The following is an 18,808-nucleotide window of genomic DNA, read 5'->3' on the forward strand; positions in this document are numbered from 1 at the left end:
GGCCTCTCAGGTCTTCCTGGCGACGTGGATGACGAAATCGGCGGAGTTCTCGTCGAAGTCGCGGCGAAAGTCCCCGAACTCCTCGACCGACTCGAATCCGGATTCCCTGAGCAGGGCCGACAGCTCGGCGGAGAGAATCGGGTACACCTCCAGATGGTGGGTGCTGCCGTCGGTGAACTCGTACTGGAAACGGCACAGTTGGTCGTCGATGTGTGCGACCGAAACCGATGCACCTGTACCGCAGTAGTAGTAGTTTCCGCTGCTCTCGTAGCGGTGGCGGCGAATGGAGTCGAAATTCCGGTGGTCGACTATGAGGACCCCGCCGGGGTTGAGCGCCGCGTGGAACTCGGCGAGGACCGCACGGCGATCGGACTCCTCGAAGAGGTGGGGGAACGAGCTGCCGAGACAGACGATCGCGTCGTAACGTCCCTGGATGTTGTCGCGCAGTTGCCGCCAGTCCGTCTGGACGGTCGGAAACGACTGGCCGTGCCGCGCGGCGTTCAGACGGCTGCGCTCGATCATCTCCGCGCTGCCGTCCACGGCGGTGACGTCGAAACCGTGCTGGGCCAGCATGACGGAGTGGTATCCGGTGCCGGCGGCGGCATCGAGCACGCGACTGGCGCCGGCTCCCGCGAGGATCTCCACGAAGAAGCCCTGCTCGCCCTCCTCACGGCGGTCCCAGTCGATCAGCTCGTCCCAGCGGTCCACGAGCGTGCGGATGTACTGGCCCGCGAAGTCGTCCGCGGACTTGGCGGTGTTGGTGGTCATGGGAGTCTCCCGACGGGGCGGTGGATGGGCGAGGGGCGACCGGTCGCACGGGTGGTTCAGCGGGCCGCGGAGGCGAACTCGCCGTATTTGCGGGCCAGTTCGTCGGCCCAGTCGGCGCAGTCACCGAGCTTCATGCTGGGGCAGTCGTATCCGAGCAGACGGTTCATGACGGCCATCTCGCGCTCGGTGAAGTGCACGGTGGCGTCGTCGTCGATCCGGTCGATGCCGTCGGCCCGCTGACAGACCTCGTTGAGCCGGACGGCCTCCTGAGCTGTGAGCCCTTCCGGCAGGTCGAGCGTCCCGCCGTCCCGGTGGACGCGAACCGGATATCCACCGGGCAGCCCGCCGGGCGCCGGCGCGTGTGCCAGGACCCCGCTGTCCGTCGCCATGGCGTGCAGGACGCGCACGGCGGACGACGCCGTGAGCAACTGGCCGTCGATGCCGCCGACGCGCTTGAGCCGGTTGTCGAGCTGGGCGAACAGCGCGTGGTGGTCGACCTCGGCGGAGGTGCCGTCCTTGACCGACACGTCGAGGTGGTACGCGCCGTTGCCCGCGTCCCCGAACCGGGGCACGTAGTGGCTGAAGTAGTGCTGGGCTGTCAGCCTCACCTCAACATCGGCGGGGCGCACACCCAGCAGGTGTGCCGAGCCGTGGGTCAGGGCGGGCACGATGTTGGCGACGTTGCCCACGCCGATGGTCGGTGCGAGCCCCACCTTGTCGAGCACGGGACCCACCGCGTCGGGGAAGGAGGCGTTCACCACCCTTGTGTCGATCATGGACGCCTCGACCGCCTGCATCAGCAGGTGATTGAGCGTCAGATGCATGGGCAGCCATGGCCCGAACTGAGCCTCGTCCAGTTCCTCGAACGTCTTCCTGGGCAGTTGGGTGATGACCCGCCAGGACTGGAGGGACCCGCCCATGAACACGATGTCCGGACGGACCCTGGCGAGCGTGTGCGCGGTGGCCTCGACGTTCCTGAGGTCCATGTGCACCGTGTCGACGCTGCCGTGCTGCCCCAGATTCGTGGCGGTGAACAGGGCCAGATTGCCGCGCCTGCGGATGGCCTCCGTGTCCCGCCCGGCCAGCACGACCCGGTTGGTCGCCGGGTCGTTGAGCAGCATGGTGAGGACCTTGGCCGACAGGTCGCCCATGCCGACGAGCATGATCAGGGGCTGCTCGCCGGCGTGCTGCGCCGTTCCCCGGATTCCGGAGTGATGATTCACCGTCTCTGCCCTTCCTTACGATTCCTTGCGATCAGCGCGGATAGCTGCCGTTGTCGGCCCGCACCAGGGCGCCGGTCAGCGTCCGTGACCGCTCGCTGAGCAGATAGGCGCACACATCGGCGACGTACTCGGGGAGGATGTCGCCGTCGAGCAGCTCCTGCCGCTTGTACTCGGCGTACCGGTAGTCGGGTATGCGGTCGGCGATGGCCGTACGGACGATCAGCCCGGGCGAGACCACGTTGACCCTGATGTACGGGGCGAAGTTCATGGCGTTGGACTTGGTGAGCCCGATGACCCCGGCCTTGACCGTCCCGTACAGCGCGTCGGAGCTGCCCACCTCACCGGCGACCGAGGCCAGGTTCACGATCGCGCCGCGCCGCTCGGCGGGCAGCAGATGATCGGCGAACCGCCGCGAAAGCCACACCGGACCCTTGATGTTGATGCCGATGACACGGTCGATCGTCTCGTCGTCGTACTCCCACACCGGCTGCCCGAGATACAGCCCGGCGTTGTTCACCAGGCCGTCCACTTCCGGGTGAGCCGCGATGACCGCGTCCATGAAGGAGTCGCAGTCCTCGTGCGAGGAGACGTCGCAGACGTGCGTCTCCAGCGGTCGGCCGTCGTGCTCGTCCGCCAGGGACTTCAGCCCGTCCTCGTCGATGTCGCAGGTGATGACCGTCTTGCCGTCGTCGAGCAGGCGCCCGACCAGGGCGCGGCCCACTCCACCGGCGCCACCGGTGACGATCACGGTGCTGACACTCATGTCGTGGCCTCCTTCGTCGCCGGCCGGAGCCGGAACTGGTCCAGGTGTTCGTAGAAGGGGCGGCAATGCCGTACGAAGTCGCGCAGATGCGGCATGTCGGCGTAGCCGAACCGGTACTTGCGCGGCGGGGCCCCGATACCGCTGCTCGCGGAGACATCGGTGTGCCATCCGCTCCACGTGGTCCACTCGGGGCGCTCACCGGCGGACCATGCGAGGGCCTGCGGCAGGAACGGGACACCGATCGCCTCGCAGTAGGCGGCGATGGTCTCCTGGGGCCGGGCCGCCAGGTCCGAGGCGTTGAGCACGAGTGGCGGAACGCCTGTCAGTTCCCTCACGCGGTCGAAGAGCCGCACCAGCTCCTGGTAACCGAGCACGTCACGGGTGACGCCCGGATGCACGGTGGCATGGGAGAGCACGGCCTCTTCCGGGTCCCGGATCAGAAAGGTGTTGACCTGACCCAGCAGGTACTCGGGGTCGCCCAGGAGGTGGTCCAGGCAGTGGTAGGGGAAGTCCTTGTGGAACACGGGACGTTCCCGTCGCGCGGCCTCCATCATCCCTTTGATGTCGGGGTAGGTGAGGGGATGGCCGGGCTGGGGGTTCTTGTGCGGGATCGCGGCGCGTTCCTCGTGCATGAAGTAGACGTAGGCGAACTCCTCGTGGAAGACCGTGAAGTCGCCGCGCTCGATGAAGGACCGTTCGAGCGCCGTCGACATGGACCTGGGATGGCTCCACAGGGCGATGGACGGGTTCATGATGAGGCTGCCTCCCTGATGCGGATCGCGGTCAGCGGGTGCTCGCGGACAGCAGCAGCGGCTGTGCGGAGTCGGTCATCGTCTGGAACCGGTGGGCGATGAAGTCGAGCAGTTTCCGTGTGTTGCCCAGCACTTCGGCGTAGGTCGAGATGAAGGAGCCGTAGTGGGCGAATTCGTCGACGCTCATGCCGTACGGGTCGTAGGCGCTGTGGAAGGAGGGCAGCCACATCAGCTTCTCCAGCACCTGGGCCGGCACCTCCTGTTCGATGGCGTCGGGGGCGAAGGCGGGCAGCTCGTTGTCGCGCCGCATCACCTCGGCCACGAACTGGGGCTTGCAGGTGTAGGCGATCGCGCCGCCCGCGCTCTGCTCCAGGTGCATGCTCAACGTGCCCGGGAGCGTCGCCGGATCGTCGACCTCCAGGCTGGAGACGAGGGGTTTCACCGGGTGGCCGTGCTCCCGGATCCGCCGGTGGATGCGCTTGAGGATGGCCACCTCGGCCCAGCGGATGTCACCCGGGGTGAGGTCGATGCCGCGGGTGGCCGCTTCATGGCGCAGATCGCTGTTCGCGCCGAAGCGCCCGATCATATGGGTGAAGACGGCACGCCACCGGTCGACGGCGACGCCCCGGCGGCGGGCTTCCGCGAGTCCGGACTCGACGGCCTCGGTACACGCGAGGAACTGCGGAACGGTGTACGAGAGCGTGTTGTTGACCGATATCCCGTGACCCACCAGCCGCCGGATCACCTCGTATCCGGCAGCGGACCCGGGCACCTTCACCATCAGATTCGGCGAGATCCGGGCGATCCTCAGAGCCTGTTCGAGCATGAGGTCGGCATCGAACATATAACGCGGATCGAGCTGACCGGAGACCCAGCCGAACCGGCCCTGACTCGCCTCCCACATCGGCAGCATCCGCGCCGCCGCGCGCCGCAGAGCCTCCTCGTACACGAGACGGAAGGTGCTCTCCACATCGGGGACGCTCTGGTCGCGGATGATGTCCTGGATTTCCCTGCCCCACACATCGGGCGAGGCGAGAATGCTCTGCGCGACCAGCGAGGGGTTGGTCGTTATCCCGCGGACGAGCGAGGTGCCGGGTGTCCCGGGACAGAGAAACCGGTCGAGTTGCCGTGCCCAGCGATCGCGCGTTTCGTTGTCCGGTGCTTCTTTCAGGAATCGGTTCCGCCACCGGGGAAAATCGAGAGGTGAGGAATCCCACCAGATTTCGGCCGCAGGGCTGACGCGCTGCAGTTCTTCCAGAACGAGCGGCATACGAGGGTGACCTTCCAATCCGATCCCGGGGCGTCGGGAGAGACGGACAGACTTACTGAAGCAGGGCGCTCTAACGGGCTGATATCGATGCGCTCACGGGCTGGAGCGCCGACCACTTCCCGAGCAGTGCGGGAAGCGCGGTCATCGACTCGAAAGTGACGGCGCCGGCCGCGGCGAGATCGGCCGCCGTACCGTTCTCCGGCGGTGCGTAGCCGAAGGCGGTCATGCCGGCGGCGACGGCTGCCCGCACGCCGACCAGGCTGTCCTCGACGACGACGCACCGGCCGGCCGGAACGTCCATGTCGCGGGCCGCGTGCAGAAACAGCCCGGGATCCGGCTTCCAGGAGCCGACCTCGTACGCGCTGTAGATGCGGTCCTCGAAGCGGGGCAGCAGGCCGGTCAGCCCCAGCGTGTGCACGATCTTTTCGCGGGGTGCGCTGGATGCCGTGCAGAACGGGAGGGCGAGTTCGTCGATCACCTGCCCTACGTGCGGAACGGGCCGCAAGGACGTGGCGAACAGGGCGGCCGACCGGCGGCGGAACTCCGGCACGAAATCGGGCGGAAGCGCCCTGCCGAGCTCCTGTTCCAGCTCGGCGACCCAGGCGGCGACCTTGCGTCCACGGATGAGGGCGAGGGCGTCCGCCGGCGAATAATGCAGCCCTTCGGCCGCCACCAGTTCGCGCATCGCCTGCGAGCCGAGTCTCTCGCTGTCCACCAGAACACCGTCGCAGTCGAAAATGACCAGTCTCCTCGCCACCGGGAGTTCCTTCCGTTGAGATGCGAATGAATCCCAGGACAGCACGGCTGCCTCACGATTCACTCCTGGCCGGATATCGGAAGGAAGGAACTTTCAAAAGGTGTCAAACCGGGCGCGCGTGACAGAGTCCTCGGTGATCTGGAGTTACAGCTGGAGACTGCCACGGCCTTCCGGCTACGTTCTCCGGCACGTCCTGAGATTCTTCGCGGCCTGCAGTCCGGAGTGTCCATACGAGAGGAATTCCCATGGAGTTCGGAGTTCTCGGTCCGCTTTCCATCACGGATGTACCGGTGAGTTCTCTGTCCGCGGTCGCGTCGGACGCCGATTCGGGCGGTGCCGTGGGCCGGCTCCCCTCCGCGCCCAAGACACGACAGCTGCTCGCGCTGCTCCTGCTGCACGCGGGCGCCCAGGTCTCGCTCGACCTGTGCGTGCAGGAACTGTGGGGCGAGGACTCACCCCGCAGCGCCGTACAGAGCGTCCACACCAGGGTCTTCCAGCTGCGCCAGGCGCTGGCCACCCTGCCCTCCGTGCGCTCGGTGGACGCCGCCAAGCGCGTCCTTGAGACACGTCACAACGGTTACGTGATGCAGGTGCGGCAAGGTGAGCTGGACCTGCACTCCCTGGACGCGCACATGGCCGAGGCCCGCCGGGCCCGGGCCCACGGCGACGACGCGCTGTGCGCCACGGCTCTGCGCTCCGCGCTCGCGCTCTGGCGCGGACGGACGCTCGTCGACATCGAGGCGGGCCCGCACCTGCAGGCGCAGATCTCCCACCTCGAAGGGGTCCGGATGACCGCCCTGGAGCAGTCGCTGGACGCCGAACTGCGGCTCGGCCTCCACCATCAGCTGCTCTCCGAGCTGAGCCTGCTCGTCTCCCGGCATCCGACCCACGAGAACCTGCACGCCCAGTACATGATCGCCCTCTACCGGTCGGGACGCACCGCCCACGCGCTGGAGGTCTATCACGCGCTGAGCCGCCATCTCGCCGACGAACTCGGCATCGAACCGTCGCACAGGCTGCGCACGTTGCAGACCGCCGTACTGACCGAGAGCTCGGAGCTGGATCTGCGGCCGCCCGAGAACCTCAGGCTCTCGCTGGACCTGGTCACCAGCCGCTGACGGACCGCTCGCCGACGCAGTCACGAAAGGGGGGAGACCTCGATGCCGGTTTCGCGTTCCACGGCCCCGTCCGGTCCCGCCGGGTCCGACGAGCGGCGGGTCCACCGTTTCCAGACCCGTATCGCGGTCTGTGCCGGGGGCGGAGAGGTGTGCGACGGATGGGTGCTGGGCGTCGTCGGTGCGGCACTGCCGCTGGCCCGCGCCGATCTGGCGCTGAGCTCGCTGCAGACCGGGCTGATCGGTGCCGCCACGCTGATCGGCATCTTCTTCGGAGGGCTCGTCTTCGGCCGGCTCACCGACCGGGTCGGCCGGCAGAAGATGTACCTCGTCGATCTGCTCGTCTTCCTGGCCGGTTCGGTGCTCCAACTCGTCGTCGACGGTGCCCTCCAGCTCTTCGCCGTACGGCTGCTGATGGGCATCGCCGTCGGAGCCGACTACGCGATCGCGGGAGCGCTGGTCGCGGAGTTCGCCCCGCCGGAGCGACGGGGACGGTTGCTGGCCTCGCTCATCGCGTTCTGGTACGCGGGCTACACGCTTGCCGCCGTCGTCGGCTTCGGCCTTGCTTCATGGAGCACGGACGCGTCCATGTGGCGCTGGATCCTGGCCAGTAGCGCCGTACCCTCGCTCGTGGTGCTGGTGGCCCGGCTGGGAACTCCCGAGTCGCCGCGCTGGCTGGCGAGCAAGGGGCGGTACGCCGAGGCGGACGCGATCAGCCGGCGGTGGCTCGGCACGCCCCTCGACGAGGAGGACGTGGGCGGGACACCGGCCGTCCAGCCGGGGCTCGCGGCGCTGTTCGCCCCCGCGTATCTGCGCAGAACCCTGTTCACCAGCGTCTTCTGGCTCTGCCAGATCACCCCGTTCTTCGCCATCTCCACCTTCGCTCCCCAGGTGCTGGCCGCTCTGGGCGCCTCCGACGACGGCGTCAGCGAGGTGCTGCTCAATGTCTTCCTGCTGGTCGGCTGTCTCAGCGGCGTCTGGCTGATCGGCCGGATCGGCCGGCGGCAGTTGCTCATCTGGACGTTCGTCGTCACCGCCGCGGCTCTGCTGGCGCTCGGGCTGTGGCCGTTCGGTCCGCAGTGGATGATCGTCGGCTGCTTCGCGATCTTCGCGCTGTTCCACGCGGCTTCGAGCACGCTGCAGGCGGTGTATCCGAGCGAGGTCTTCCCGACCGGGATCCGTGCCACCGGCATCGGCTTCGCCGCGGCCACCAGCCGCGTCGGCGGCGCGGTGGGCACGTTCCTGGTGCCCATCGGTCTGCAGAGCTGGGGAGTCGGCGCCGTCATGCTGTGCGGCTGTGCACTGTCCCTGGTGGGCGCGGCGGTGTCGGCGGCCTGGGCGCCCGAGACGAGCGGCCTCGACCTGTCCAGGGCCAGTGCGCCGCAGGGGGCTGAGCGCCACGGCGCCCACAAGGCGTCCCAGCCGGCCTGACCCGCTCGACCCGCTCGTGCACAGCCCCTCCCGAACCGGATGACAAAGGAGAGCCATGTCCCGCCGTCTGTTCACGTCGGAGTCGGTCACCGAAGGCCACCCCGACAAGATCGCCGACCAGATCAGTGACGCCGTTCTCGATGCGCTGCTGCGCGAGGATCCCCTGTCCCGCGTGGCCGTGGAGACGCTGATCACCACGGGACTCGTCCACGTGGCAGGTGAGGTGACCACGCGGGCGTACGTCCCGATAGCGACACTCGTCCGGGAGAAGATCCTGGAGATCGGCTACGACTCGTCGGCGAAGGGGTTCGACGGCGCCTCCTGCGGGGTGTCGGTGTCGATCGGCTCGCAGTCTCAGGACATCGCACAGGGAGTGGACACGGCGTACGAGTCGCGCGTCGAAGGTGCCGACTCCGGTGCGGCCGTGGACGAACTCGGCCGGCAGGGAGCCGGGGACCAGGGCCTGATGTTCGGTTACGCCACGGACGAGACACCCGAGCTGATGCCGCTTCCGATCCATCTCGCCCACCGGCTCTCGCACCGCCTGGCCGAGGTCAGGAAGGACGGGACGATCCCGTACCTCCGTCCCGACGGCAAGACCCAGGTCACCGTCGAGTACGACGGGGACAGGCCGGTGCGCCTCGACACCGTCGTCGTCTCCTCCCAGCACGCGCGTGACATCGACCTGGACAGCCTGCTCGTCCCGGACCTGCGGGAGCATGTCGTGGACCACGTCCTCGCCGGGCTCGAAGCCGACGGCATCAAACTGGAGACCGAAGGCCACCGACTGCTGGTGAACCCGACCGGCCGGTTCGAGATCGGCGGCCCGATGGGCGACGCGGGGCTGACCGGCCGGAAGATCATCATCGACACCTATGGGGGCATGGCCCGGCACGGCGGCGGCGCCTTCTCCGGCAAGGACCCCTCCAAGGTGGACCGTTCGGCTGCGTACGCGATGCGCTGGGTCGCCAAGAACGTCGTCGCCGCGGGCCTGGCCCGACGCTGCGAGGTCCAGGTCGCCTACGCCATCGGCAAGGCCGAACCCGTAGGACTGTTCGTCGAGACCTTCGGCACCGACACCGTCCCCGTCGAGCTCATCGAGCAGGCGATCACCGAGGTCTTCGACCTCAGGCCGGCCGCCATCATCCGCGACCTCCACCTGCTCCGCCCGATCTACTCCCAGACCGCGACATACGGACACTTCGGACGCGAGCTGGCCGACTTCACCTGGGAACGCACGGATCGTGCCGCTGAACTCCGCTACCACGCGGGTGTCTTCCGGTGAACGCCGGCGGACCGGCCATGGGTACCGTGACGAGAGACCGCAGGCCGGTCGGGAACGTCCCGCTCGTCGGAGCGGAGTCCGGTCGGCCCAGCTTCTCCTTCGAGTTCTTCCCGCCGAAGACCGGGGCGGGCGAGCGCACGCTCTGGGAGGCGATCCGCCGGGTCGAGGCCCTGTCGCCGACCTTTGTCTCCGTCACGTACGGCGCCGGCGGTTCGTCCAGGCAGCGCACGGTCGAGGCCACCCGGCGGATCGCCACCGAGACGACGCTGCGGCCCGTCGCCCATCTGACGGCCGTCGGGCACTCCGTCGCGGAACTGCGGCACATCATCGGCCAGTACGCGGACGCGGGCGTACGGGACGTCCTGGTCCTGCGCGGCGATCCGCCGGGCGACCCGCGTGGCCCCTGGACCCCTCACCCACAGGGCTTCCGTCATGCGTACGAACTCGTCGAACTCGTGCGGTCGCTGGGCGACTTCTCCATCGGAGTGGCCGCGTTCCCCGAGCGTCACCCGCGTTCGCCGGACTGGGCGAGCGACATCCGGCACTTCGTCGCCAAATGCCGGGCCGGCGCGGACTACGCGATCACGCAGATGTTCTTCCACGTGGACGACTACCTGCGGCTGCGGGACCGGATCACGGCCGCGGGCTGCGACACGCCGGTCATCCCGGAGATCATGCCCGCCACCGACGTGCGCCAGATCCGTCGCTTCGCCGCGCTGAGCGACGCCGCCTTTCCCGAGGACCTCGCCCGGCGGCTGGAGGCCGCACGCGGCAACCCGGCCGAGGGACACCGCATCGGCGTCGAGTACGCGAGCGCCATGGCCGCGCGGTTGCTGGACGAGGGAGCCCCCGGCCTGCACTACATCACGCTCAACCGCTCCACCGCGACGCTTGAGATCCACCGGAACGTCGCGCCCGCCCACTTCCACCACTGACCGACCGCCATGAGCACGGCCGGGGAGGGACACCATGCGTATCGCTGTCACAGGTTCCATAGCCACCGACCACCTGGCCACTTTTCCCGGGAGGTTCACCGACCAGTTGATCGAGGGCCGGCTCGACCGGGTGTCCCTCTCCTTCCTCGTCGACGAGCTGCACGTACGCCGCGGAGGGACCGCGGCCAACATCGCGTTCGGCCTCGGACTGCTGGGACTCACCCCCCTCCTGGTCGGTGCGGTGGGGGCCGACTTCGACGAGTACGGCGCCTGGCTGGAGGAGCACGGGGTCGACACCGCTCACGTCAGGGTGTCGAGCACCCGGCAGACGGCTCGTTTCATGTGCACCACGGACGAGGACCAGAACCAGATCGCCTCCTTCTACGCGGGAGCCATGGCCGAGGCTCCGCTCATCGACCTCGCCCAGGTGTCCGGACGCAGCGGCAGGATCGACCTGGCCCTGATCTCCCCGAACGATCCGGCGGCGATGACGCGCCACACCGAGCAGTGCCGGGAACTCGGGATCCCGTTCGCCAGTGACCCTTCGCAGCAACTCGCCCGCCTCGGCAGGCAGGACGTCCGACGGCTCGTGAGCGGAGCGCGGTGGCTGTTCACCAACGAGTACGAGGCCGCCATGCTGCTGGACACGAGCGGCTGGACGCGGAAGGAGGTACTGGACCGGGTCGGAGCGTGGATCACCACCCGGGGGGCCGACGGAGTCCTGGTCGATACGGCCGGGACGGGACCGGCCGCCTTCCCCGCGGTGCCCGTGCGCGAAGCCACCGATCCCACCGGCGTCGGCGACGCGTTCCGGGCCGGCTTCCTCGCGGCGTGGGGCTGGGGACTTCCCCCGCATGCCGCCGTCGCGCTGGGCTGTGCCCTGGCCACAACGGCGCTGGAGGCCGTCGGCCCGCAGCAGTACGAGGTGTCGTCAGCGGATCTGCTGGGCCGGATCGGGGCCGCGTACGGTGACTCGGTCGCCGCGCTGCTCGCACCGCACCTGACGGCCCGGGTGCCGGTGGCCACCGCACCGGTGTGCACGGCAGGAGGCAGCCGATGACCGGTGAACACGGCACGGTCGAGATCCCCTCCGGCAGCGCGGTACTGCGCGATCTGGCAGCGGAAGGGGTGTCCTTCTGGCTCACCGGACTGAGCAGGGCGGCACTCGCCGACGGCTCGCTGAAGGCGTGGATCGCCGATGCGCACATCACCGGGCTGGTGCTCTCCACGTCGGCGATGACGCGCGAGATCCGCCGGACCGACGACCACGCGTACCGTGACCAGCTCGGCCTGCTCGCGCAGCGGCACGCCTCGCCCGACGAGCGGGTGCGGGCCCTGTTCGCCTACGACGCGCGCTGGGCGTGCGACCTCCTCGCTCCCGTGCACGAGGCGGCCGCGGGGCTCGACGGCTGGGTCTGTGTGGAACTCGACGCACGACTGGCACACGACCGCCGGTCCGCACTCGAAGAGGCACGCGCGCTCGCCCTCGCCGTCAACCGTCCGAACCTTCTGGTGACGGTGGCCGCCACCGACACCGGTCTGGGTGTCGTGAGTGAGTGCGTCGCCGACGGCATCGGTGTCAACGCGGCCCTCATCCACTCGGCCGAGCGCTACGAAGAAGTCCTCGACGCCTACTGGGACGGACTGGAGCGATCGCACGCGGCCGGCCGGAGTCCGGACCGTGTGACGTGCGTGGCGACCTGGGAACTGGCCGAGGTGGAAGCAGCGGTGGACGCAGGGCTCGGTGAGCTCGGTGGTGTCCGTGACACCACCGAGCTGCGGGGCCGCACCGCCCTCGCCCTCGCCCGTACCGCCTACGACCTCCAGGAGCGCAGGCTCGACTCCCCCCGGTGGCGCACCTTGCGGAACGCGGGAGCGCGTCCTCACCGGCTGGTCTGGTCCGGTGCCGGAGCGGGCGACTGCTCCTCGGATCCCGGGCACCTGGCCGCGCGCGTACGCCAGGTGGAGGAGATCGTGGCCTGGCGCACGGCCCACGTGCTGCCCCGCGGTGCCCTGGCGGAGGCCGCCCGCCGCGCGAGGCCGCGCGGGGACTCCCTCACGGGGGAGGCCGCGGCGGCTCGCGACGTCATGGCGGCGCTGCGCCGGCGAGGCATTCATCTGGGCTGCCTGGCCGAGAGGCTGGAGCGCGTGAGGATACGGCGGCTGGAGCGTGACCGCGAGGAACTCCTCGACGCCGTCCAGACCCCGCCGGCCGTCAGAACGTACCGCTGAGGTTCGCACCCGCGCCGGTCGGCCGCCGCCCGGGGAACGTGCCGCCGACCAGCGCGAGCAGCGGCGCGGCCTTCACGGCGGTTTCCTCGAACTCGGCCTCCGGGTCCGACAGCGCCGTGATCGCCCCGCCGATGCCGTACCGCACACGCTCCGGTGTGACGACGGCCGTACGGATGACGATGCTCAGATCCGCGGCACCGTGCAGCGAGAAGTATCCGATCGCACCGGAGTAGACGCCGCGCGCCCCGCCCTCCAGCGTGTCGATGATCTGCATGGTCCGTTCCTTCGGAGCCCCGGTCATGGAGCCCCCCGGGAACGCGGCGCGCACGCACTGGACCGCGCTGCTGTCCGGCCGCAGTGTGGCGCGCACGGTGCTGACCAACTGGTGCACGGTGGCGTACGTCTCCACGGAGAAGACGTCATGCGCGGCGACCGAGCCGATCTCCGAGCACCGGCCGAGGTCATGCCGGACCAGATCGACGATCATCAGGTTCTCGGCGCGCTCCTTCTCGTCCGTGCGCAGTTCCTCGGCCAGGGCCCGGTCGTGTTCCGGAGTAACGCCGCGTGGCCGGGTTCCCTTGATGGGCCTGGACTCGGCCGTTCCGTCGGCGCCGACACGCAGGAAGCGCTCGGGCGAACTGCTCAGGATGGACAACTCGCCGAAACGCAGCAGGGAGGCGTGGGAGCCGGGACTCGCGCGCCGCAGCCGGCGGTAGCCCTGCCAGGGGTCCAGCGCGGTGCGTACCTCGGCCATGTTGGTGAGACAGATCTCGTACGACTCACCGGCGGCGATCTGTTCCTGGCAGCGTCCGATCAGCTCCAGATAGGCGGCTCGGTCGTGCCGCAGCTCGATCCGCGCCGCTGCGTCGGAGGCGGGCGGGGCGGGTACCGGCCCGGGCTGTCTGCCGGTGAGGCCGGCCAGCCGTGCGCTCGTCCCGTCCAGCCAGGAGACCGCGCCGGACTCGTTGTCCTGCTCGGTCAGCGCCAGCAGATAGGTGACCCGCGCGTGATGGTCGAACACCACCGCACGGTCCGCGAACAGCATGGTGGCATCGGCCTCGGCGGACCGGTGGGCGGGCGCACCGCCGCACTCCGCCCCGAGCTCGTATCCCAGACTGCCCACCCAGCCCAGCACGAAGTCGAACGGCAGGTCCGGGGCCTCGACGCGCAGCGCCCGCAGGTCGTCGTCGAGCCAGTCCAGGAACTCTCCCGTGACCAGCTGGACACCCGCCCTTGAGGTGATCCGCACGGTGCGACTGCTGGTGTCGGCCGTGGCGACGCGGGCGAGCGGGCCGGAGCCGTCACCCATGAAGGAGAACCTGCCGGACGCGTCGTCCGTACGACTGCTGTCCAGCCAGAACGCGTGGGGGGCGGTTGCGTAGAGATGCTCGAAGACCACTTCGTCGTCCCATCGGGTGGCCAACCGCCGGACGTGGACGGTCAGTTTCCTTCCGTGCGACGTCCGCGTCCGCGGCGCCGCGCGCGATACGGGCCGGGGGCCGCGGGTCCCGCCGCGCTCAAGGAAGTTGCCCAGGAGCTGGTGCCCGTGCCGGGTACCGATGGATTCCGGATGGAACTGGACACCCCATAAAGGCCGTTCGCGGTGACGCAGCCCCATGAGCACCCCGTCCCGGGTCCAGGCGGTCGCTTCGAGGGCGGGGGGAAGGGAGTGCACGGCGAGAGAGTGGTAGCGCACGGCGTCGAAGGGGCTCGGCAGACCGGCGAAGATCCCTTCTCCTCGGTGATGGACGGGCGAGACGCGGCCGTGGCACGGCTCCGGTGCCCGGCCCACCGCGCCCCCCGCCGCAAGGGCGATGCCCTGGTGGCCCAGACACACCCCCAGGAGCGGGACACCGGAGGTGTCCACGATGTCCCGGCAGATTCCGAAGTCGCCCTCGCGGCCCGCGTGTCCGGGACCCGGTGAGATCACGACGTTGTCGAAGGCGGACAGATGACCGATCCGCCAGTGCGGGTCGTCGTTGCTGACGACGGTCGGTTCCCGGCCCGACAGTTCGGTCAGATAGTGGAACAGGTTGTAGGTGAAGGAGTCATGGTTGTCGACGAGCAGCGTCCGCATCAGGATCCGGCTCCTCCTAGTGATCGGTGTCCTCAGACGCGGACGAGGTCGCGGCGGGTCGCGGCCGGCTTCCGGCGGTCGCGGGCCGGGCGTATCTCCAGCAGCACGTGTTCGACCGGGTCGAGTCCTTCGTCGACCGTCCGGCTGTCGAGTGTGTGCAGTTCGCGGCCGCACTCCTCGGCGATCTCGCGCAGAGCGCCGAGGTTCCCGCGTTCGCTGAAGTGCAGAAGTGCGGTCCCGTCGTCGGTGAGGTGGTGCACGACCTCGGACAGATACCTGCGGTGTGTGCGGTAGCCGGCGTCCACGTAGGCCCGTTCGTGGACGCTCCGGTACGCGTAGTCGGCGGGTGCCAGCACGTAGTTGGAGCTCCAGAAGACCTGGTCGAACCGGGTGTCCGGGCCGAGCGCCGAGAACAGGTCGCTGCGCAGTGCCGTGACACGGTCGGCGACGCCGTGCCGTTCCGCGTTCAGTCGCGTGTTCTCCACGGCGTGTTCGTTGATGTCCATGGCGACGACGGAGGGACAGCCGCGAAGGGCCGCCTGGACGGCGATGACGCCGGTGCCGCAGCCGATCTCCAGCAGGGACGAAGGGGGGTTGGACGAGCCGGCGCCGGCCAGGCCCAGGAACTCGGCGCCGATGCGCGTCGAGGGGGAGTAGAGGGGAGCGAAGACCTCGTCGAGCAGATCCCAGTTCCGGTCGAGGAGCCGGAACTCGCGGGGCCGGTCCGGCCGGGTCAGGGAGCGGTTGCTGCGCTCAAGGGACTTGAGGTGGCTGCGTATGTGCGACATCGAACCTCCGTGGGGGGCGTGGATCGCCCGGTCGTGTCGAATGCCTCACAGCCTTCTCGAACGGCGGTCGGTACAGGAAGGTGGCCGGGTGACCCACCTGACCCTCCTGCATGGTGACTCGACCACTGGGATGGTGTGACATGTTTCATATGCGGCAATGTTGACAGAAGTTGCGTGCGTTATTGTGTGAAGTTGAAAGCTTGCCGTGATCGGACGGGGACCAGAGGGGGAGTGTGTGAAGCGGGTGGGGGCAACGGGGTTAGGTGCCGACCGTGTGGATGAGGCCGCGGCGATGCTCTCCATCCTCGAACTTCTCGCGGGGGAAGCCCCGTCGGGTCGTATCGAGGAGGCCGTCCGGAGCTTCGGTGACGCGGCGCGCGGGGGTGACGCGGCCGAGCCCCGGCTTGAGCGCGCCGGGCAGTTGGCGCTTCAGGTGCACTCCCGGTTCGCCCGGCGCCGGCAGCGGGAGGCCGAACTGTCCGCCCTGATCGACACCGCACGCGATCTGACGCTCCCTTACGAACTCGATGCGCTGCTGGAGATCATCACCCGGCGCACCCGTACGTTGTTTGGCATGGACATGTCCTACATAGCCACCCGGGACGACGCCTCGGGGGACAGCTACGTACGGACCTCGGACGGGCACGCCTCCGCGCTCACCGTGGGCTACCGCGTGCCGAGCAGCTGGGGACTCGGCGACAAGTCGACGGAGAACAACGTTCCCATCTGGACGCCCGACTACCTCTCGGACGACAGCTTCCGGCACTCGGCGATCCTCGATGAAGTGGTGCGCGCGGAAGGCATCCGGGCCATCATCGCCGCACCGCTGATGGTCGGCTCCGCCTCCTTCGGGGTGCTCTACGCGGCCGACCGGAACATCCGCCATTTCAGCGTCGGTGACATCTCCCTGATGAGTTCGCTCGGGGGACTGGCGGCCGTGGCCATAGAGAAGACCCGCACACTGGAGCGCAGCCACTCGGACGTCGCCGACCTGACCGAGTTCCGCCGGTTCGGAGAACTGCACAACCGACTGGTCGACCTCGCCATGACGGGCAGCGACCTGCAGACGCTGACCGCCGAAGTGGCCACGGCGCTCGACGGAGCGGTACTGGTCCGGGACGTGGAGAACCACAAGCTCGCGGCCGTCGGAGAGCTGCCCCCGATCGACGAGGCCGAGGTACTGGCAGCCCTCCGGGCCGCGTCCGCGCGCCGCGAGCCCGTAGTCGTCGGTGACGGCACCGGGGTGTGGCTCGCGCCCGTCATGGCGGGCGGTGAGGAACTCGCGGCGATGCTGCTGCATCCGCGGGTCCCCCTGGGCGACACCGGCGTGCGCCGGATGCGGCTGACGGCACAGGCGGTGGCCGTGTCGCTCCGGGTGCACCGCAGCGAAGAGGCGGCGGCGAGCCCCTTCCGGGACGAGCTGTTCGACGACCTGCTGGCCGTGGAGCGACGGCCCCCCAAACAACTCGAACTGCGGGCCGGCCGGCTGGGCATCTCGCCCGATCAGCCCCTCGTCGTGCTGGTCGTGCGTCCCGAGGGCGGCACCGCCGGGCGCGCCGCGAACTGGGCCGCGTCGTACGCCCGCCGCATGGGCGGGTTGCGCAGCATCCAGAGCGGCTGCATCTCCCTGCTGTTACCCCTGCCGGCCGACACCGGTCCCGCAGCCGGCAAGGGGGCGGGGTCCTTCGCCCGCTCCGTGTCCGACCAGCTGTCCGTGCTGCTGGGCCATCCGGTCACCGTGGGCGCGAGCGGTCCGGTCCGCAGCCTGGAACTGGTGCGCCAGACCCACCAGGAGGCCATGCGCTGTGTCGAGACACTCGTCGCACTGGGCAACGTGGGGGCCAGCGCGTCCGTCGAGGACCTGGGGTTCCTCGGCATCCTGCTCTCCGACGACCGTGACGCGGCCGCCTTCGTCGAGTCGACCATCGGACCCGTGCTCCACTACGACGCACAGCGGCTGACCGAGCTGACGAGGACACTGGACACGTACTTCGCCGCGGGAGGCAGCCAGACGAACGCGGCGGAACTGCTGCACGTACACCCCAACACGGTCTCCCGGCGCCTGGAGCGGGTGGCCGAACTTCTCGGCGCGGACTGGTCGACGCCGGAAAAGGCACTCGAAGTGCAGCTGGCCCTGCGGCTTCACCGAATGCACCGCGTACTGCGCCGGCAGCGAGGCACCGACGGCACGCCGGGGAACTCCTCGGCTCAGGCGGACCGTCCGAACACCTCCGCACCCTCGGCGCCGCACACCGAATAGCCGACGGCGCCCGCCGACCGCAGCGCCGAGATCGCGTACGCGCACGAGGCCAGCGTCATGTGCCGGTGCCAGCCCTGCAACGACCGCCCCTCGAAGTCGCGCAGCCCGACCGCGTCACCGCGGGTGTGCCAGCCGTGCGCGACCTCCTCGTGCAGCCGGGTCAGGCTCAGGAGCGCCGGGGCGGATCCGGTGCGCACATTGGTCAGCCACACCTGACCGGGAGGGCGCCGCAGGTCGTGCCACACTCCGAGAGCGGTGAGCGGCCCGCTGCCCGGAACGTCGTCCGCGAGGCGCACCCGGGTGGTCGCGAAGGCCGGGCCCGGCGGACCGGGCGCTCCGGCCGGCAGCGAGCGTTTCAGCCGCAGCGCCTTGTCGAGAATCCGCTGCGCCGGGGCGACGCGCCGGGCGTGGCTGCCCAGCACCGGATGGTCGGCCGTCACGTCCACCCGCCCACTGATCCGCATGACGATCGGGAACGCGCTCCTCAAGTGCCGGTGCACCAGGTGCGCCTCCCCTGGAAGTCCGCGTACATCGAGCAGCGCGGGCCGCCGCGGATCACCCCAGTCGTGTACGTCGTCCAGGAGCTCGGCGATGCCGTCCTCGGGGGCGGCGCCCACCGACCCCTCGTCGCGCCAGCGTCCCGTCAGCCGAAGACGCCAGCTGACGGGGGTCGTCACCTGCGCGGAGGCGAACCAGATGCCGTACGCCTGCTGGCCGTTGACCACCTGATGGGCATCGTGCGAGAAGTGCCGGCCCACGCCCACACTGTGCCGGCCCGTCTTGGGAATCGACACCGGCATCAGGACCCACGCGGACGCCCGGAGCGTGGTTTCCAGGAAGCGGGTCAGGGCCCGGCGCACCGCGAGCCACTCCCAGCGCGAGCTGCTGACGAAGTGGTGCAGCCGCTGGGCGTCGCCTGCGACACCGACGGCCGCCGCGATGTTCGCGATCGACTTCCGCCCGTCGGCTCTCAGCAGCCCGTCCACGTACTGCCGCGCCCGGATGCGCTGGTCGTAGCGACGGAACTCCGTGAACACGTCGGCGCAGAGCTGGGTGGCGATGTCTTCCATGACACACCAGGCTTCTCGCCCTCAAGGCTCGGGACGAGGTGCGAGGGGCACACGACTGCTGTCCGGCGATGGTGGCCGGGTC

Annotated in this window: 16 protein-coding genes; 7 read left to right on the forward strand and 9 right to left on the reverse strand. The window is 69.5% G+C overall.

Annotation, left to right across the window (positions count from 1 at the left end; genetic code table 11):
- Positions 1-6 precede the first annotated feature (6 nt).
- The 6 genes from ACFWYS_RS38175 to ACFWYS_RS38200 form a co-directional block, all read right to left on the reverse strand.
- Positions 7-768: a class I SAM-dependent methyltransferase gene (locus ACFWYS_RS38175; RefSeq protein ID WP_384779452.1), complete on the reverse strand. Its 762-nt coding sequence runs from the start codon at positions 766-768 to the stop codon at positions 7-9.
- 56 nt (positions 769-824) lie between these two features.
- Positions 825-1,991: a hypothetical protein gene (locus ACFWYS_RS38180; RefSeq protein ID WP_384779455.1), complete on the reverse strand. Its 1,167-nt coding sequence runs from the start codon at positions 1,989-1,991 to the stop codon at positions 825-827.
- Between the two features lie 31 nt (positions 1,992-2,022).
- Positions 2,023-2,754, reverse strand: coding sequence for an SDR family NAD(P)-dependent oxidoreductase (locus ACFWYS_RS38185; RefSeq protein WP_384779458.1), 732 nt, complete (start codon positions 2,752-2,754; stop codon positions 2,023-2,025).
- Entirely contained in the window at positions 2,751-3,506 is a 756-nt protein-coding gene (locus ACFWYS_RS38190) for a hypothetical protein (RefSeq protein ID WP_384779461.1), read from the reverse strand. The genes ACFWYS_RS38185 and ACFWYS_RS38190 overlap by 4 nt, the downstream gene beginning before the upstream one ends.
- A 31-nt stretch (positions 3,507-3,537) precedes the next feature.
- Positions 3,538-4,776 carry a transaldolase family protein gene (locus tag ACFWYS_RS38195; protein WP_384779464.1) on the reverse strand — a complete coding sequence of 413 codons (1,239 nt, stop codon included), beginning with the start codon at positions 4,774-4,776 and terminating at the stop codon, positions 3,538-3,540.
- Between the two features lie 70 nt (positions 4,777-4,846).
- A complete protein-coding gene (locus ACFWYS_RS38200) occupies positions 4,847-5,596 on the reverse strand; it encodes an HAD-IA family hydrolase (RefSeq protein ID WP_384779467.1) in 750 nt (249 codons plus the stop codon).
- A gap of 227 nt (positions 5,597-5,823) precedes the next feature.
- On the opposite strand from ACFWYS_RS38200, the gene ACFWYS_RS38205 reads away from it, so the two are divergent.
- Genes ACFWYS_RS38205 through ACFWYS_RS38230 form a run of 6 tightly spaced genes read left to right on the forward strand, consistent with a single transcriptional unit; the run spans position 5,824 to position 12,531 of the window.
- Complete coding sequence (locus ACFWYS_RS38205; protein WP_384779470.1) at positions 5,824-6,651, forward strand: BTAD domain-containing putative transcriptional regulator; 828 nt, start codon at positions 5,824-5,826, stop codon at positions 6,649-6,651.
- Between the two features lie 42 nt (positions 6,652-6,693).
- Positions 6,694-8,079 (forward strand): MFS transporter, encoded by a 1,386-nt coding sequence (locus ACFWYS_RS38210; protein WP_384779473.1) that lies wholly within the window; start codon positions 6,694-6,696, stop codon positions 8,077-8,079.
- Between the two features lie 55 nt (positions 8,080-8,134).
- Positions 8,135-9,364, forward strand: a complete 1,230-nt coding sequence (metK, locus tag ACFWYS_RS38215) for a methionine adenosyltransferase (RefSeq protein WP_384779476.1) — start codon at positions 8,135-8,137, stop codon at positions 9,362-9,364.
- 17 nt (positions 9,365-9,381) lie between these two features.
- Positions 9,382-10,299, forward strand: a complete 918-nt coding sequence (metF, locus tag ACFWYS_RS38220; protein WP_384779479.1) for a methylenetetrahydrofolate reductase [NAD(P)H] — start codon at positions 9,382-9,384, stop codon at positions 10,297-10,299.
- Positions 10,300-10,333: 34 nt separating this feature from the next.
- Positions 10,334-11,359 carry a carbohydrate kinase family protein gene (locus ACFWYS_RS38225; protein ID WP_384779482.1) on the forward strand — a complete coding sequence of 342 codons (1,026 nt, stop codon included), beginning with the start codon at positions 10,334-10,336 and terminating at the stop codon, positions 11,357-11,359.
- Entirely contained in the window at positions 11,356-12,531 is a 1,176-nt protein-coding gene (locus tag ACFWYS_RS38230; RefSeq protein WP_384779485.1) for a transaldolase family protein, read from the forward strand. The genes ACFWYS_RS38225 and ACFWYS_RS38230 overlap by 4 nt, the downstream gene beginning before the upstream one ends.
- Here the strand turns inward: ACFWYS_RS38230 and pabB are convergent.
- Together pabB and ACFWYS_RS38240 are read right to left on the reverse strand one after the other, a co-directional pair.
- The gene (gene pabB / locus ACFWYS_RS38235; RefSeq protein ID WP_384779488.1) at positions 12,515-14,608 is read right to left on the reverse strand and encodes an aminodeoxychorismate synthase component I; all 2,094 of its coding nucleotides are present in this window, start codon (positions 14,606-14,608) and stop codon (positions 12,515-12,517) included. The genes ACFWYS_RS38230 and pabB overlap by 17 nt on opposite strands.
- A gap of 32 nt (positions 14,609-14,640) precedes the next feature.
- Positions 14,641-15,396, reverse strand: coding sequence for a methyltransferase domain-containing protein (locus ACFWYS_RS38240; RefSeq protein ID WP_384779491.1), 756 nt, complete (start codon positions 15,394-15,396; stop codon positions 14,641-14,643).
- 274 nt (positions 15,397-15,670) lie between these two features.
- On the opposite strand from ACFWYS_RS38240, the gene ACFWYS_RS38245 reads away from it, so the two are divergent.
- Complete coding sequence (locus ACFWYS_RS38245) at positions 15,671-17,656, forward strand: helix-turn-helix domain-containing protein (RefSeq protein WP_384779494.1); 1,986 nt, start codon at positions 15,671-15,673, stop codon at positions 17,654-17,656.
- Here ACFWYS_RS38245 and ACFWYS_RS38250 read toward each other — a convergent pair.
- Positions 17,605-18,726 (reverse strand): transposase, encoded by a 1,122-nt coding sequence (locus ACFWYS_RS38250; RefSeq protein WP_384779497.1) that lies wholly within the window; start codon positions 18,724-18,726, stop codon positions 17,605-17,607. The genes ACFWYS_RS38245 and ACFWYS_RS38250 overlap by 52 nt on opposite strands.
- Positions 18,727-18,808 lie beyond the last annotated feature (82 nt).

It is taken from the genome of Streptomyces sp. NPDC059010, assembly GCF_042740355.1.
Taxonomy (GTDB): Bacteria; Actinomycetota; Actinomycetes; order Streptomycetales; family Streptomycetaceae; genus Streptomyces.